General features: G+C 65.4%; 13 protein-coding genes. 1 reads left to right on the top strand and 12 read right to left on the bottom strand.

Going from position 1 to position 16,266, the window contains the following annotated elements:
- Positions 1-78: 78 nt before the first annotated feature.
- The 3 genes from argJ to AC4OR5_RS07375 form a co-directional block, all read right to left on the bottom strand.
- Positions 79-1,296, bottom strand: a complete 1,218-nt coding sequence (argJ, locus tag AC4OR5_RS07385) for a bifunctional glutamate N-acetyltransferase/amino-acid acetyltransferase ArgJ (RefSeq protein ID WP_160524609.1) — start codon at positions 1,294-1,296, stop codon at positions 79-81.
- A 146-nt stretch (positions 1,297-1,442) separates the two neighbouring features.
- Positions 1,443-4,193: a preprotein translocase subunit SecA gene (gene secA, locus AC4OR5_RS07380; RefSeq protein ID WP_003112752.1), complete on the bottom strand. Its 2,751-nt coding sequence runs from the start codon at positions 4,191-4,193 to the stop codon at positions 1,443-1,445.
- 133 nt (positions 4,194-4,326) lie between these two features.
- Positions 4,327-5,250: a M23 family metallopeptidase gene (locus AC4OR5_RS07375; RefSeq protein ID WP_003094103.1), complete on the bottom strand. Its 924-nt coding sequence runs from the start codon at positions 5,248-5,250 to the stop codon at positions 4,327-4,329.
- Between the two features lie 80 nt (positions 5,251-5,330).
- Between AC4OR5_RS07375 and AC4OR5_RS07370 the strand changes: the two genes are divergently transcribed.
- Positions 5,331-5,792 (top strand): DciA family protein, encoded by a 462-nt coding sequence (locus AC4OR5_RS07370; protein ID WP_003094105.1) that lies wholly within the window; start codon positions 5,331-5,333, stop codon positions 5,790-5,792.
- A gap of 60 nt (positions 5,793-5,852) precedes the next feature.
- Here AC4OR5_RS07370 and lpxC read toward each other — a convergent pair whose 3' ends face one another.
- The 9 genes from lpxC to murD form a co-directional block, all read right to left on the bottom strand.
- The gene (gene lpxC / locus AC4OR5_RS07365) at positions 5,853-6,764 is read right to left on the bottom strand and encodes a UDP-3-O-acyl-N-acetylglucosamine deacetylase (RefSeq protein ID WP_003094111.1); all 912 of its coding nucleotides are present in this window, start codon (positions 6,762-6,764) and stop codon (positions 5,853-5,855) included.
- A gap of 112 nt (positions 6,765-6,876) precedes the next feature.
- Positions 6,877-8,061, bottom strand: coding sequence for a cell division protein FtsZ (ftsZ, locus tag AC4OR5_RS07360; protein WP_003094113.1), 1,185 nt, complete (start codon positions 8,059-8,061; stop codon positions 6,877-6,879).
- 50 nt (positions 8,062-8,111) lie between these two features.
- Positions 8,112-9,365 carry a cell division protein FtsA gene (gene ftsA / locus AC4OR5_RS07355; protein WP_003094115.1) on the bottom strand — a complete coding sequence of 418 codons (1,254 nt, stop codon included), beginning with the start codon at positions 9,363-9,365 and terminating at the stop codon, positions 8,112-8,114.
- Between the two features lie 21 nt (positions 9,366-9,386).
- Positions 9,387-10,250: a cell division protein FtsQ/DivIB gene (locus AC4OR5_RS07350; RefSeq protein ID WP_058161115.1), complete on the bottom strand. Its 864-nt coding sequence runs from the start codon at positions 10,248-10,250 to the stop codon at positions 9,387-9,389.
- A 3-nt stretch (positions 10,251-10,253) separates the two neighbouring features.
- A complete protein-coding gene (locus AC4OR5_RS07345; RefSeq protein ID WP_023435760.1) occupies positions 10,254-11,213 on the bottom strand; it encodes a D-alanine--D-alanine ligase in 960 nt (319 codons plus the stop codon).
- Positions 11,210-12,652 (bottom strand): UDP-N-acetylmuramate--L-alanine ligase, encoded by a 1,443-nt coding sequence (murC, locus tag AC4OR5_RS07340; RefSeq protein WP_003094121.1) that lies wholly within the window; start codon positions 12,650-12,652, stop codon positions 11,210-11,212. The genes AC4OR5_RS07345 and murC overlap by 4 nt, the downstream gene beginning before the upstream one ends.
- Complete coding sequence (gene murG / locus AC4OR5_RS07335) at positions 12,645-13,718, bottom strand: undecaprenyldiphospho-muramoylpentapeptide beta-N-acetylglucosaminyltransferase (protein ID WP_003103107.1); 1,074 nt, start codon at positions 13,716-13,718, stop codon at positions 12,645-12,647. Before murG ends, murC begins: the two co-directional genes overlap by 8 nt.
- The gene (gene ftsW / locus AC4OR5_RS07330) at positions 13,708-14,907 is read right to left on the bottom strand and encodes a putative lipid II flippase FtsW (RefSeq protein ID WP_003094125.1); all 1,200 of its coding nucleotides are present in this window, start codon (positions 14,905-14,907) and stop codon (positions 13,708-13,710) included. The genes murG and ftsW overlap by 11 nt, the downstream gene beginning before the upstream one ends.
- A complete protein-coding gene (gene murD, locus AC4OR5_RS07325) occupies positions 14,907-16,253 on the bottom strand; it encodes a UDP-N-acetylmuramoyl-L-alanine--D-glutamate ligase (RefSeq protein ID WP_058161114.1) in 1,347 nt (448 codons plus the stop codon). The genes ftsW and murD overlap by 1 nt, the downstream gene beginning before the upstream one ends.
- Between the last annotated feature and the right edge of the window lie 13 nt (positions 16,254-16,266).

Genomic DNA, 16,266 nt, shown 5'->3' with positions numbered 1-16,266 from the left:
CAGAGAACTTAAGAGGCGCACGGACCGATGGCAAATTCCCGATTTTCATCCATCGATGAAGGATCGGAATGCCTGGCTTCAGGTGCGGTACTCTGCGTTGATCTTCACGTATTCGTGGGACAGGTCGGTGGTCCAGATGGTCTCGCTGCAGGTGCCGCGTCCCAGTTCGATGCGGATGCCGATCTCGGCCTGGGCCATCACCGCCGCGCCCTGCTCCTCGGTGTAACTGGCCGCCCGGCCGCCACGGCTGGCGATACAGACGTCGCCAAGGAACACGTCGATCTTGCTCACGTCCAGATTGGCCACGCCGGCACGTCCGACCGCGGCGAGGATGCGTCCCCAGTTCGGGTCGGAGGCGAACAGCGCGGTCTTGATCAGCGGCGAGTGGGCCACGGCGTAGCCGACATCCAGGCACTCCTGGTGAGTGGCGCCGCCGTTGACCTGGACAGTGACGAACTTGGTCGCGCCCTCGCCGTCGCGAACGATGGCCTGGGCCAGCTCCATGGAAACCTCCAGTACCGCTTGCTTCAACGCGGCGAACAGCGCGCCGCTGGCCTGGGTGACTTCCGGCAGCGCCGCGCGACCGGTGGCGATCAGCATGCAGCAGTCGTTGGTGGAGGTATCGCCGTCGATGGTGATGCGGTTGAAGGACTTGTTGGCGGCGTCGCGCAACAGATCCTGCAGCACGCCCTGGGCGACCTTGGCGTCGGTGGCGATATAACCGAGCATGGTCGCCATGTTCGGCTTGATCATCCCGGCGCCCTTGCTGATCCCGGTGACGGTGACGGTCACGCCATCGTGCACGAACTGGCGGCTGGCGCCCTTGGGCAGGGTATCGGTGGTCATGATTCCCGCGGCAGCTTCGGCCCAGCGGTCCTCGGCCAGGTCGGCCAGGGCCGCAGGCAACGCCGCCTCGATCTTGGCCACCGGCAGGGGCTCGCCGATCACCCCGGTGGAATATGGCAGCACCGAAGTCTCGGCGACCCCGGCCAGTTCGGCGAGCTTGGCGCAGGTTTGCGCGGCGGCGGCGAGGCCGGCCCCCCCGGTACCGGCGTTGGCGTTGCCGGTATTGGTCAGCAGGTAGCGCACCTCACCGAGGAAACGCTGCTTGGCCAGGGTCACCGGCGCGGCACAGAACGCGTTCAGGGTGAACACCCCGGCCACGCTGGAGCCTTCGGCGCAGCGCATGACCACCACGTCTTTGCGCCCCGGTCGCTTGATGCCGGCGGAAGCGATGCCGAGTTCGAAACCGGGGACCGGGTGCAGGGTGGACAGGGGGCCAAGACCGACAGCCATGGGAACGCGCTCCTTTACCAAACAGTGGACTCGATGCCGTCTGCGACGGCGTGACGGAAAACGCATCGGCGCCGGGCTGGCGCCAATTCGAACAAACGCCGCGAGCGGCAGGACCGGTCGCGGCGTTGGTGAACCAGGCGGGAAGCTTAGTCCAGCTGCCCGTGGCAGTGCTTGTATTTCTTGCCGGAACCGCACGGGCAAGGCTCGTTGCGGCCGATCTTCTGCTCGTTGCGCACAGGCTCGAGCGGCACGACCGGAGCCGGGCCCTCGGGAAGCTCTTCTTCCTCGCCGGCCACGGCCTGCTCCATCGAGGGAGCCTCGGCGTGCTGGAACTGCATGCGCTTGGCCAGTTCCTCGGCCTCGCGACGCAGGCGGGCCTCCTCTTCGGCCGGGTCTTCGCGACGGACCTGGACGTGGGACAGCACGCGGATGGTGTCGCGCTTGATCGAGTCCAGCAGCTCCTGGAACAGGGTGAAGGACTCGCGCTTGTATTCCTGCTTCGGATTCTTCTGCGCGTAGCCACGCAGGTGGATGCCGTGCCGCAGGTGGTCCATGGTCGACAGGTGGTCCTTCCACAGGTCGTCCAGTACCCGCAGCAGCATCTGCTTCTCGAAGGCTCGCAGGGCTTCGGCGCCGGCCAGCTCTTCCTTCTCGTAGTAGGCGGCGACGATCTGCTCGAGGATCTTGCTACGCAGGGTTTCCTCGTACAGCTTGTCGTCTTCGTCCAGCCACTGCTGGATCGGCAGGCGTACGGCGAAGTCGCTGTACAGCGCGGCCTCCAGGCCTTCGATATCCCACTGCTCGGGCAGCGACTGCGGCGGAATGTGCTGGTTGATGGTGGCGCTGAGGGTTTCCTCGCGGAACTCCTTGATGGTCTCGCCCACGTCCTCTGCCGACAGCAGGGTGTTGCGCATGTGGTAGATCACCTTGCGCTGCTCGTTGGCTACGTCATCGAATTCCAGCAGTTGCTTGCGGATGTCGAAGTTGCGCCCTTCGACCTTGCGCTGGGCCTTCTCGATGGCGTTGGTCACCATGCGGTGCTCGATCGCCTCGCCGGACTGCATGCCCAGCGCCTTCATGAAGTTCTTCACCCGGTCGGAGGCGAAGATCCGCATCAGGTTGTCTTCCAGCGACAGGTAGAAGCGGCTGGAACCCGGGTCGCCCTGACGACCGGCGCGGCCGCGCAACTGGTTGTCGATCCGGCGGGATTCGTGGCGCTCGGAAGCGATCACGTGCAGGCCGCCCGCCTCGATCACCTGCTGGTGGCGCTTCTGCCATTCGGCCTTGATCTGGGCGATCTGCTCCTCGGTGGGGTTCTCCAGGGCCGCGACTTCGACTTCCCAGTTGCCGCCGAGGAGGATGTCGGTACCGCGGCCGGCCATGTTGGTGGCGATGGTCACCGAACCGGGCGCGCCAGCCTGGGCGATGATCTCGGCCTCCTTCTCGTGGTACTTGGCGTTGAGCACCTTGTGCTCGATGCCTGCCTCTTGCAACAGCTTGGAAACGTACTCGGAACTCTCGATCGACGCGGTGCCGACCAGGATCGGCCGGCCGAGGGCCTGGCACTGCTTGATGTCGGTGATGATCGCCGCGTACTTCTCTTCCTGGGTCAGGTAGACCAAGTCGTTGAAGTCCTTGCGCGCGATCGGCCGGTGGGTCGGGATCACCACCACGTCGAGACCGTAGATCTGGCGGAACTCGAAGGCCTCGGTATCGGCGGTGCCGGTCATGCCGGCCAGCTTGTTGTACAGGCGGAAGTAGTTCTGGAAGGTGGTGGAGGCCAGGGTCTGGCTCTCGGCCTGGATCGGCAGGCCTTCCTTCGCCTCGATGGCCTGGTGCAGGCCCTCGGACAGGCGACGGCCAGGCATGGTGCGGCCGGTGTGCTCGTCGATCAGGAGGATCTGGTCGCCCTGGACGATGTACTCGACGTTGCGGTGGAACAGGGTGTGCGCGCGCAGCGCTGCGTAGACGTGGGTCAGCAGGCTCAGGTTGTGCGCCGAATAGAGGCTCTCGCCTTCGCCGAGCAGGCCGTTCTGGCTCAGCAGGTCCTCGATGAACTGGTGGCCCTGCTCGTTGAGTTCGACCTGGCGGGTCTTCTCGTCGATGCTGTAGTGGCCTTCCTCGGTCGGCTTGCCCTCGACCTCTTCGACCTGGCGCTTGAGACGCGGGATCAGCTTGTTGATCTTGATGTACAGCTCGGAGCTGTCTTCGGCCTGGCCGGAGATGATCAGCGGGGTACGCGCCTCGTCGATGAGGATCGAGTCCACTTCGTCGACCACGGCGAAGTTCAGCTCGCGCTGGAACTTGTCGTCCAGGCTGAAGGCCATGTTGTCGCGCAGGTAATCGAAGCCGAATTCGTTGTTGGTGCCGTAGGTGATGTCGGCGGCGTAGGCGGCGCGTTTGTCTTCCGGCGGCTGGAAGGGAGTGACCACGCCGACGCTGAGGCCGAGGAACTCGTACAGCGGGCGCATCCAGTTGGCGTCGCGGCGCGCCAGGTAGTCGTTCACCGTGACCACGTGCACGCCCTTGCCGGACAGCGCGTTGAGGTAGACCGGCAGGGTGCCCACCAGGGTCTTGCCCTCGCCGGTACGCATTTCGGCGATCTTGCCGTCGTGCAGGGTCATGCCGCCGATCAGCTGGACGTCGAAGTGGCGCATGCCCATCACCCGCTTGCCAGCCTCGCGAACCACGGCGAAGGCTTCGGGCAGCAATTGGTCGAGCGTTTCGCCCTTGGCGTAGCGCTGCTGGAATTCAGCCGTTTTCGCCTTCAACTGCTCGTCGGAGAGCGCCACCATCTGGGGCTCGAGCGCATTGATGGCCTGTACAGCCTTGGCCATGCGCTTTACATCACGCTCGTTCTTGCTTCCAAAGAGTTTCTTCAACAAAGGCGCAAACATATCGACTTGGTCATCCACACGTGGGGAATGGAAGGCTCACCCATCCGGCGGCCCGTGCCGATCAACGGCATGAAAGGGAACATTCTACCCGGAAACGGGTATGAGAAAAGTACAGCAGATCAATGCGCGTCGCTCACTCGGAAACAGACGCGCGTGCGATGAAGCTTTGCGGATTCATTACCCGGCCATCCTTCATCACTTCGAAATGTACGTGGTAGCCGGTGGAGCGTCCGGTGCTGCCGACCTTGGCCAGCACCTGGCCGCGCTTGACCAGGTCACCGACCTCGACCAGGTTCTTCTGGTTATGGGCATACAACGTGGTGTAGCCATCGGCGTGCCCGACCTCGACCACGTTGCCATAGCCGTTCTTGCGCCCGGACCAGGTCACCACCCCCGCCGCCACGGCCACCACGTCGCTGCCGGCCGGCGCGGCGAAGTCGATGCCCTTGTGCATGCTCAGGCGGCCGCTCACCGGATTGACCCGGCGCCCGAACGGCGAGGAGATGTAGCCCTGGCGCACCGGCTGGCCGGCCAGGTAGGTCGACTGGCTGATGTGCTTGTCGGCGAGCAGTTGTTCCAGCACCTCGAGCTGCTGCTCGCGGGTATCCAGGCGTGCCGCCAGTTCATCCAGCGTCGCCATGAACGACGGCGGGGCATAGGCGCTGCCCTCCAGCGGTTCGTCGACACCACCCTGGCCGACGCTCAGGGAGAAGTCGAACTCGTCGGGGTCGACGTCGGCCAACTCGGTGAGACGTTCGCCGAGGGCATCCAGCCGAACCAGACGCGCCTGCAGTTCGCCGAGATGCACACTCAGTGCGTCCATCTGCCGCTGCGCGTCCTCGCGGGCGCTGCTGATCTCGGCGCTCTGCGCCTGCAGCGCGGCATCGACTTCGATGCCGGCCACCGGAGCCGGCGCGCGGAACAGCCAGGCGCCCATGAAGCCCCCGGCCAACAGGCTGGCACCGACCACGCAGGCCCCGGCCAGCATCAGCAACCGCGGCTGCAGATGGACGGAGCGAGCGGCCCCATGGTGCCGGCTCAGAAAAATGATGTGCATGACTTATCCTTCATACGGGCCGGCAGTAGCGAAACGCTTTCTGCTACCATTCCGACTCAGTAACCCCCAGGCTTCCCGCCATGTCTTTTCGTCCCTTGCCCGCCCAGGCATCGACCCAGTTGCTGCGCCAGGCCAGGCCGCTGCAGATGCTGTTCGCCGAAGCCCAGCGCATCTGCCGCCTGCAGCAACTGCTGGAAAGCCAGTTGCAACCGGCGGCGCGCCCGTACTGCCATGTGGCTTCGTGGCGCGGCGGTTGCCTGCTGCTGATCGTCACCGATGGCCACTGGGCCACACGCCTGCGCTATCAGCAGCGGCGCCTGCAGCGGCAGCTGCAGGCTTTCGAAGAATTCGCGAACTTAGCGAAAATCCTTTTCAAGGTGCAACCCACCACGTCCACACAACGTGCGGCACGTCGCAGCTTGACCCTGTCTGCCGTCGCGGCGGAAAACCTTCGCGAGTCCGCCGACATCGTCGGCAATCCACGCCTGCGGGAAGCGCTCGAGCGGCTGGCAAGCCGCGCCGAGAAAAGCCGGCAAGAATAAATCCCGAAATAAAAAGAGGCCACCCTGAGGTGGCCTCCAAATATGGAAAGGAGAGTTTTCCTACACTGCCGCCGCCGGGCGCATATAGGAAATAGGCGCGGTACGCGCGTCTTCGAAGGTCACCACTTCCCAAGCATCCTTGTCTGCGATCAACGTACGCAGCAGTTGGTTGTTCAGGGCATGGCCGGACTTGAAGCCACGGAACTCGCCGATAAGACTGTTGCCGAGCAGATACAGGTCGCCGATGGCATCCAGGATCTTGTGCTTGACGAACTCGTCCTCGTAACGCAGGCCGTCTTCGTTGAGCACGCGGTTCTCGTCGACCACGATCGCGTTCTCCACGCTACCGCCGAGTGCCAGGTTCTGCGAACGCAGGTACTCGATGTCGCGCATGAACCCGAAGGTACGGGCGCGGCTGACCTCCTTGACGAAGGAAGTACTGGAGAAATCGACCGAGGCCTGCTGGGTGCGACCACGGAAGACCGGATGATCGAAATCGATCTCGAAGCTGACCTTGAAGCCGTCGAACGGAACGAAGACGGCGCGCTTGTCGCCCTCTTCCACGCTGACTTCGCGCTTGATGCGGATGAACTTCTTGGCAGCTTCCTGCTCTTGCAATCCGGCGGACTGGATCAGGAATACGAACGGACCAGCGCTGCCATCCATGATCGGCACTTCCGAAGCGGACAGCTCGACGTAGGCGTTGTCGATACCCAGGCCGGCCATGGCCGAGAGCAGGTGCTCCACCGTATCCACTTTGACGTCACCCTTGACCAGGGTGGTCGACATGGTGGTTTCGCCGACGTTCTCGGCCCGGGCCGGGATTTCCACGACCGGATCCAGGTCGGTGCGGCAGAACACGATACCGGTGTCCACCGGCGCCGGTTTCAGGGTCAGGTAAACCTTTTCCCCCGAGTGCAGACCGACGCCAGTAGCCCGGATGATGTTCTTCAAGGTGCGTTGTTTGATCATGGCTTTGGCCGCTTAAGCGCTGACTGCGAACTGTTTTCAACAATGGCCGGCGATGATAGCAGAACCGGCCTTTGCTGAACACCAATCACATCTCTACTCCTGATTAATTACTTCAATCGGCCTGACGACGCAGGAACGCCGGGATATCCAGGTAATCCAGGTCATCCTGCGGGTTCAGCTTGGCCGCGGTCGCCGCGCTGCCGTGAGACTGGTTGCGCATCACGGTAGGACGGTCGAGGTCGCGGTAGTTCACCGACTGCTGCTCGCGCTGGGCCGGAGCGGCTGCCTGGGCTGCACTGCCCTGCACGGTGTTGTCGACGACCTTCACCGGTTTCTCCAGGCGCGCGCCCAGGCCGGTGGCGACTACGGTGACGTGCAGTTCATCGCGCATGTCCGCGTCGATCACGGTGCCCACCTTCACAGTGGCGTGCTCGGAAGCGAACTGTTCGATGATGTTGCCGACATCGGAGTACTCGCCCAGGGACAGGTCCGGACCCGCGGTAATGTTCACCAGGATGCCGCGCGCGCCCTGCAGGTTGACGTCTTCCAGCAGCGGGTTGCGGATTGCCGCTTCGGTGGCCTCGCGGGCACGGTTCGGACCGCTGGCGCAGCCGGTACCCATCATCGCCATGCCCATTTCGCTCATGACGGTCTTCACGTCGGCGAAGTCGACGTTGATCATGCCCGGACGCTTGATGATGTCGGAGATACCGCGCACGGCACCGGCCAGCACGTCATCGGCCTTGGCGAAGGCGGCCAGCAGGCTGGCGTCCTTGCCGAGGATGGTCAGCAGCTTCTCGTTCGGGATGGTGATCAGCGAATCGACGCTCTCGGCCAGCGCGCGGATGCCCTCGTCGGCGATCTGCATGCGCTTGCGACCTTCGAACGGGAACGGACGGGTCACCACCGCGACGGTGAGGATGCCCATTTCCTTCGCCACTTCGGCGATGATCGGCGCGGCGCCGGTACCGGTGCCGCCACCCATGCCGGTGGTGATGAAGACCATATCGGCGCCTTCCAGCACTTCGGAAATGCGCTCGCGATCTTCCAGAGCCGCCTGACGACCGACTTCCGGATTGGCGCCGGCACCCAGCCCCTTGGTGACGCCCGGGCCGAGTTGCAGAACGGTGCGCGCCGCGATGTTCTTCAGCGCTTGTGCGTCGGTGTTGGCGCAGATGAACTCGACGCCCTCGACGTTGTTCTTGGCCATGTGATTGACGGCGTTGCCGCCACCACCACCTACACCGATCACTTTTATGACGGCGGTTTGTGCGATGTTATCGACCAGTTCAAACATTTCCCCTCTCCTTCCTTTCTAGTTTTGTCGCCTACTGTTACCGCGTTGAATCAGAAATTGCCCTGGACCCAGCGTTTGAGCCGCTCCAGGACAGGTGCCTTGGGTTCGTCGCTGCTGTAGCTGCTGCCTGACACAGACATCGACATGCCATCGGACTGCTTCTGCAGTCCGTACATCAGCAGGCCGACGCCCGTCGAATAGATCGGGTTGCGCACCACGTCGGTGAGGCCCTTCACGCTATACGGCACGCCGAGGCGTACCGGCATGTGGAAGATTTCCTCGGCCAGCTCGACCGCGCCTTCCATCTTCGAGGTGCCGCCGGTGAGGACGATCCCGGCCGGGATCAGGTCCTCGTAGCCGCTGCGGCGCAGCTCGGCCTGGACCAGGGTGAACAGCTCGTCGTAACGAGGCTCGACCACTTCGGCCAGGGCCTGGCGCGACAGTTCGCGCGGCGGCCGGTCGCCGACGCTGGGCACCTTGATGGTCTCGCCGGCACCGGCCAGCTTGGCCAGGGCGCAGGCGTAGCGGATCTTGATCTCTTCCGCGTACTGGGTCGGCGTCCGCAGGGCCATGGCGATGTCATTGGTGACCTGGTCGCCGGCGATCGGGATCACCGCGGTATGGCGGATCGCGCCTTCGGTGAAGATCGCGATATCGGTGGTGCCGCCGCCGATATCCACCAGGCACACGCCCAGTTCCTTCTCGTCCTCGGTCAGCACCGAATAGGCCGAGGCCAACTGCTCGAGGATGATGTCGTCGACCTCGAGGCCGCAGCGGCGCACGCACTTCTCGATGTTCTGCGAGGCATTCACCGCGCAGGTCACCACGTGCACCTTGGCTTCCAGGCGCACCCCGGACATGCCCAGCGGCTCGCGCACGCCTTCCTGGTTATCGATCACGTAATCCTGGGCCAGGGTATGCAGCACCCGCTGGTCCGCCGGGATCGCCACCGCCTGGGCGGCATCCAGTACCCGTTCGATGTCCGCCGGGTTCACCTCGCGATCACGGATCGCCACGATGCCGTGGGAATTGAGGCTGCGGATGTGGTTGCCGGCGATGCCGACGAACGCCGAGTGGATACGGCAACCGGCCATCTGCTGGGCCTCGTCGATGGCGCGCTGGATCGACTGCACGGTGGACTCGATGTTCACCACCACGCCCTTCTTCAGGCCGCGGGACGGATGAGTACCGATGCCAACGACCTCCAGCTGGCCATCGGCCGTCACCTCGCCCACCAGCGCCACCACCTTGGAGGTACCGATGTCGAGGCCGACGATCATCTTGCCGCTCTGCACGCTTGCCATGGTTATTACTGTCTCCTCAACTCACTGCACGGCGCTGGCCGTGGCCACCGTCGCGGGCGTGACCGGCTCGCGCCACGCAACGGCGAGGCCGTTGGGGTAACGCAGGTCGATCCGCGCAATGTTCGAAATCTGATCTTTGAGTGCCTTGTCGTAGATGCTTACGAAGCGGCGAATCTTGTCTACCACGTGGTCGCGCCCGATCTGGATCTCGACGCCCTGGGCCGTGGTCAGCGCCCAACCGCCGCGATCGCTCATTTCCAGGCGGGCAATGGAGAACCCGAGGGGACGCAGCAACTGGCTGAGCAACTGGTATTGCTGCATCACCTGCTGTTGCGCCCGCTGTGGACCATGCAAGCGGGGCAGATGTTCATAATTCGCCAGCTCCTTTGGCGTAAAAGCCTGTCCCTGGTTGTTCAGCAGCGCTTCGTCGCCCCACCGGGCGATCGGCAGTTGCTCGTCCAGGCGGATCACCACCTGGTCCGGCCACACCCGGCGCACCTCGGCGTGGGCGATCCAGGGCATCTGTTCCAGTTGCCCGCGCATGCCCGCCAGGTCGATGGTGAAGAAGCTCGCCGCCAGGTACGGGGAGATCCGCTGCTGCACCGCGCTCTGGCTGATGTAGCTGAGGTCGCCCTCGACACTGACCTTGGCGATCGGCCGGTCGGCGTACGGCAGGATGTACTCGGCGCCGCGATAGGCGCCATAGCCGAGAACGGCCAGCAACAGCGGCCAGGCCAGGTACTTGAGGAAACTGAAGTCGGCTTTCGGCAGGCGCACGCTCAGCGGTTCCTTGGCCACCAGACGGCTGGCGCCGCGCGGCATCGGCTTGCGCGGAGCGCGGCCGAGTCCACCGGGTTGCTGATGACGGAGCAGTACGCCGTTCATGGCTTATCCCCTCGCCTCGCGGCTATCGGCCAGGATCGCCAGCACCAGTTGCTGGAAATCCAGGCCGGCGGCCCGCGCGGCCATAGGCACCAGGCTGTGGTCGGTCATGCCTGGTGCGGTGTTGACTTCAAGCAGCCAGAAACGCCCTTCGGCGTCCTGCATCACGTCCGCCCGCCCCCAGCCCTGGATGCCCAGGGCGTCGCAGGCGCGCGCGGTGAGTTCCTTCAGCTCGCTTTCCTTGGCCTCGTCGAGACCGCAGGGCACCTGGTAGCGGGTATCGCTGGCCAGGTACTTGGCGTCGTAGTCGTAGAAGGTGTGCGGCGTGCCCAGGCGGATCGCCGGCAGCACCTGCCCGCGCAAGGTCGCCACGGTGAATTCCGGGCCGCTGATCCACTGCTCGACCAGCACCTGCGAGTCGTAGCGGGCCGCTTCGCGCCACGCCGCGATCAATTCGTCGAGCCCGCCGACCTTGGCCATGCCGATGCTCGAGCCTTCGTGAGCCGGCTTGACGATCAGCGGGAAACCCAGTCGCTGCGCCGCTTCGCGGCAGTCATCCTCGCTGGCCAGCACCGCATAGTCCGGGGTCGGCAGGCCGAGGCTGAGCCAGACCCGCTTGGTCCGCAGCTTGTCCATCGCCAGCGCCGAGGCCAGCACGCCGCTGCCGGTGTAGGGAATGCCCGCGCACTCGAGCAGGCCCTGCATGCTGCCATCCTCGCCGCCACGACCGTGGAGAATGATGAAGGCACGGTCGATCTTCTCCTCGACCAGGCGTTGCAGCAGGTCTTCGCCGACATCGATGCCGAAGGCATCGACCCCGGCGGCCAGCAGGGATTGCAGGACCATCGCGCCGGACTTCAGCGACACCTCGCGCTCGGCGCTCTTGCCGCCGAACAGCACGGCGACGCGGCCGAACGCCTTGGGATCCTGGGTGCCGTTCAGCAGGCTATCGAGGCAAAGGTTCATGCGCCCTTCCCTCCCTTACCGGCGAACAGCGGGTTCTTGATCAGTTGCGGGGCCAGGCCGCCGACATCGCCAGCGCCCTGGCAAAGCAGGATGTCGCCAGCGCGCAGCAGCGGCTTGACCAGCGGCGCCAGGTCGGCGTCGCGCTCGAAGTAGATCGGGTCGAGCTGGCCGCGCTGGCGGATGCTGTGGCACAGCTGGCGGCTGTCGGCTCCCGGGATCGGCTCTTCGCCGGCCGGATAGACCTCCATCAACAGCAGCACGTTGGCTTCGCCCAGCACCTGCACGAAGTCTTCGTACAGGTCGCGGGTACGGGTATAGCGATGCGGCTGGTAGACCATCACCAGGCGACGCTCCGGCCAACCGCCACGGATCGCCTTGATCACCGCGGCGACTTCGCGCGGATGGTGGCCGTAGTCGTCCACCAGCATCACGCTGCCACCCTCGACCTGCAGCTCGCCGTAGACCTGGAAGCGCCGGCCTACGCCCTGGAAGCCGGACAGCCCCTGGACGATGGCTTCGTCGGAGATGCCCTCGTCGGTAGCGATGACGATGGTCGCCAGGGAATTCAGCACGTTGTGCAGGCCGGGCATGTTCACCGAGACGTCCAGCGGCTCGCGCTCCGGGCGCAACACGGTGAACCAGGTGCGCATGCCTTCCTGGCGGATGTTGATCGCGCGCACGTCGGCGTCTTCGCTGAGGCCGTAGGTCACGGTCGGGCGGGCGATCTGCGGGAGGATCTCGCGCACCACCGGGTCATCCACGCACATCACTGCCAGTCCGTAGAACGGCAGGTTGTGGAGGAACTCGACGAAGGTCTTCTTCAGTTTGTTGAAGTCGCCGCCGTAGGTCGCCATGTGGTCGGCGTCGATATTGGTGACCACCGCGACCATCGGTTGCAGGTGCAGGAAGCTGGCGTCGCTCTCGTCGGCCTCGGCCACCAGGTAGCGGCTGGCGCCGAGCTGGGCGTTGGTCCCGGCGGCGTTCAGCCGGCCGCCGATGACGAAGGTCGGGTCCAGGCCGCCGGCGGCGAACACCGAGGCGATCAGGCTGGTAGTGGTGGTCTTGCCGTGGGTGCCGGCTACCGCGATGCCGTGCCGGTAGCGCATCAGCTCGGCGAGCATCTCCGCACGCGGCACCACCGGAATCCGCCGTTCCAGGGCCGAGGCCACTTCCGGGTTGGCCCGGTTGATGGCACTCGACACCACCAGCACGTCGGCACCGTCGGCGTTTTCCGCCTGGTGGCCGATGAAGATCTGCGCGCCGAACTTCTCCAGGCGCTCGGTCACCGCCGAGGCCTTGAGGTCCGAGCCGGATACCTCGTAGCCGAGGTTCAGCAGCACTTCGGCGATCCCGCACATGCCGGCGCCGCCGATGCCGACGAAATGGATGCGGCGGATACGGCGCATGGTCCGGGTGACGCCATTCGGTTCTTTAACCACGGGCCACCTCCAGGCAGGCATCGACCACCGTCCGGGTAGCCTCGGGTTTCGCCAGGCTGCGTGCCTGGTCTGCCATGGAGCGCAGGGTTTCGGGATGCATCAGGACCTCGGACAGCTGCGCGGCCAGTTCGGCCGCGCCGGTAGACTTTTGCGGCAGCAGGCGGCCGGCGCCGCTGCGTACCAGGAATTCGGCATTGCGGGTCTGGTGATCGTCGATCGCGTGAGGCAACGGCACCAGGAAGGCGGGTAATCCCGCCGCCGTCAGCTCGCTGACGGTCAGCGCGCCGGCGCGGCAGATCACCAGGTCGGCCCAGGCGTAGGCCGCGGCCATGTCGCTGATGAAGGGCGCGACGTCCGCTTCGACCGCCACTGTGCGATAACGCTCGGCGGTAATCTCGGCATGCTGACGACCGGCCTGATGGCGGATTGCCGGACGGATTTCCAGCGGCACCTGCGCCAGGGCCTCTGGCAACAGCTTGTTCAGCGGTTCCGCGCCAAGGCTGCCGCCGAGCACCAGCAGATTGACCCGACGGCCGGTCAGCGGCGCGCGGGCGTGCGCGTCGAGGAACAGCTCGCCGCGCACCGGATTGCCGGTGGTCAGACGCTTGTCGCTGGCCGGGAAGGTATCCGGGAATGCCTCGCAGACGCGCCTGGCGATCGGCGCCAGGCTGCGGTTGGCGGTGCCGGCCACGGCGTTCTGCTCGTGGATCACCAGCGGCACGCCGTTGAGGCGCGCGGCCAAGCCGCCCGGGCCGGTGACATAGCCGCCCAGGCCGAGCACGCAGACCGGCCTCAGCTGGCGGATCACCCGCAGCGCCTGGAACAGCGACTTGAGCAGTTCCAGCGGCGCCTTGACCAGCGACTTCAGGCCCTTGCCGCGCAGCCCGCTGACCTGGATCAGGTGTAACGGCAGGCCGGCCTTGGGTACCAGGTCATTCTCGATGCCGCGCGGCGTCCCCAGCCAGTGCACGGCATAGCCGCGCGCCTGGAACTCCCGCGCACAGGCGAGCGCCGGGAACACGTGTCCGCCGGTGCCACCCGCCATGATCAGGACATTACCTTTCATCGGCAAAGTCCTCTTCGTTGAACTCATATTCCTCGCTACCCAGGTGGGTTCGCCGTTCCCATTCGATGCGCAGCAACATCCCCAGACAGGCACAGCAGATCACCAGCGAACTGCCGCCGTAGCTGAGGAACGGCAGGGTCAGGCCCTTGGTCGGCAGCAGGCCGACGTTCACCCCGATGTTGATCAGGAACTGGCCGATCCAGAGGAAGGCCAGGCCGTAGGCCACGTAGGCGGAGAAGAACTGCTTGGCCTGCTCGGCCCAGATGCCGATGTACAGCGCGCGCAGGCTGACGAACACGAACAGGGCGACGGTCGCCAGGGCGCCGACGATGCCCAGTTCCTCTGCAAGCACGGCGAAGACGAAGTCGGTGTGCGCCTCCGGCAGGTAGAACTGCTTCTGGATGCTGTTGCCCAGCCCCATGCCCAACCAGCCGCCGCGGCCGAAGGCGATCAGCGCCTGGCTCAACTGATAGCCGGCGCCAAACTGGTCGGCCCAGGGGTCGGTGAAGTTGGTCAGGCGCGCCATCCGGTAGGGCTGGGTCTGGATCAGCAGGACCACCGCGCCGACCGCCAGCAGCACCATCAGGCCGAAGCGGAACAGCCCCACCCCGCCGAGGAACAGCATGGCCGCGGCAGCGCCCATCATTACCACGGTGGCGCCGAAGTCCGGCTCGCGCAGCAGCAGGCCGGCCATCGGCAGCAATACCACGAAGGGCTTGAAGAAGCCCATCCAGCTTTCCCGGACCTCCTGCTGGCGGCGGATCAGGTAGCCGGCCATGAAGATCACCACGCAGACCTTGGCGATCTCCGAAGGCTGGATGTTGAACAGGCCGAAGCCGATCCAGCGCATCGAGCCGTTCACCTCGCGGCCGATGCCGGGGGTGATCACCAGCACCAGCAGGCCGAAGGCGACCAGCAACAGCTTCCAGCCCCAACGCTGCCAGGTGGCCATCGGGACCATCATGGTCAGGCCGCAGGAAATCAGGCCGATCACCAGGTAGATCAGGTGACGGACGGAGAAGTACAGCGGGTTGCCCGACTGCGCCGCCGCCACCTCGGAGGAGGCGGAAGTCACCATCACCAGGCCGAGACCGAGCAGCGCCAGGCAACCCGCCAGCAGCGGGAAGTCCAAGTCGATGCCGTGCCGGCTCAACAGCGGCGACGGGAAGGGGCGCAACACCGACAGCATCACGCTAGCTCCTCTACGGCTTTGGCGAACAGGCGTCCGCGTTCTTCGAAGTTCTTGAACATGTCCAGGCTCGCGCAGGCCGGCGACAACAGCACCGCATCGCCTTCGCGGGCCAGCTCGGCGGCCTGCCGGACTGCCTCGTCCAGCGTTGCGACGCGCACCAGCGGTACCGCGTTGCCCAGCGCCTGGGCAATCAGCCCGGCGTCGCGGCCGAGCAGTACCACCGCCCGGCAGAAGCGCGCGACCGGCTCGCGCAGGTCATGGAAATCGGCGCCCTTGCCATCTCCGCCGGCGAGCAGCACCAGCTTGCCGTCGATGTCGGCACCCAGCCCCTCGATCGCCGCCAGGGCGGCGCCGACGTTGGTGGCCTTGGAATCGTCGTAGTAGCTCACGCCCTGCCGCTCGCGTACCCACTGGCAGCGATGAGCCAGGCCGGAAAACGCCTTCAGCGCGCCGAGCATGGCGTCGAACGGCAGGCCGACCGCATGGCCCAGCGCCAGCGCGGCGAGCGCGTTGGAATAGTTGTGGGCGCCACGGATCTTCAGTTCGCCAACCGGCAGCAGCTTGTCGAACTGGAACGCCAGCCACTTCTGGCCGTCGTCCTCGATCAGGCCGAAAGCCTTGAAGTCCGGCTTGTTCAGGCCGAACGACCAGCACGGTACGCTATCGGCGATCAGCGGTCGGGTCAGGGCATCGGCGCGATTCACCACGACCTGGCGGGCACCGCGGAAGATCCGGTGCTTGGCCAGGTGGTAGTCAGCCATGCCGTCGTAGCGATCCATATGGTCTTCGCTGACGTTCAGCACGGTCGCCACCTCGGCGTTGAGGCGATCGCAGGTTTCCAGCTGGAAGCTCGACAGCTCCAGCACGTACAGCTCGATGTCATCGGCCAGCAGGTCGAGCGCCGGGGTGCCGAGGTTGCCGCCGACGGCGACACGCTTGTCCGCGGCCACCGCCATTTCGCCCACCAGGGTGGTCACGGTGCTCTTCGCGTTGGAACCGGTGATGGCGACGATCGGTGCCTTCGCCTCGCGGGCGAAGAGATCGATGTCGCCGGAGATGCGCACGCCTTTCGCGGCGGCCTGTACCAGCGCAGGGGTGCGCAGCGACAAGCCGGGGCTGACGTAGAGTTCGCGGGCGGAGCAGAGGAACTCGGCGTCGAGTTCGCCGCAACGCACTTCCACCTGCGGATACTGGGCACGCAGGGTGGCCAGCTCCGGCGGGTTCTCTCGGGTATCGACCACGGCGAAAGGCAAGCCGCGGCGCGCCAGGTAGCGCACCAGAGACATGCCGCTCTTGCCGAGGCCGACAACGATGCGGAAGTGGTCGGAGGCGATCAGGCTCATGCTCTCTTCGTCC

The organism is Pseudomonas sp. YA1 (assembly GCF_058680555.1).
The sequence above is the reverse complement of the archived record's forward strand: the minus strand, read 5'-3'. Positions and strand labels throughout refer to the sequence as shown.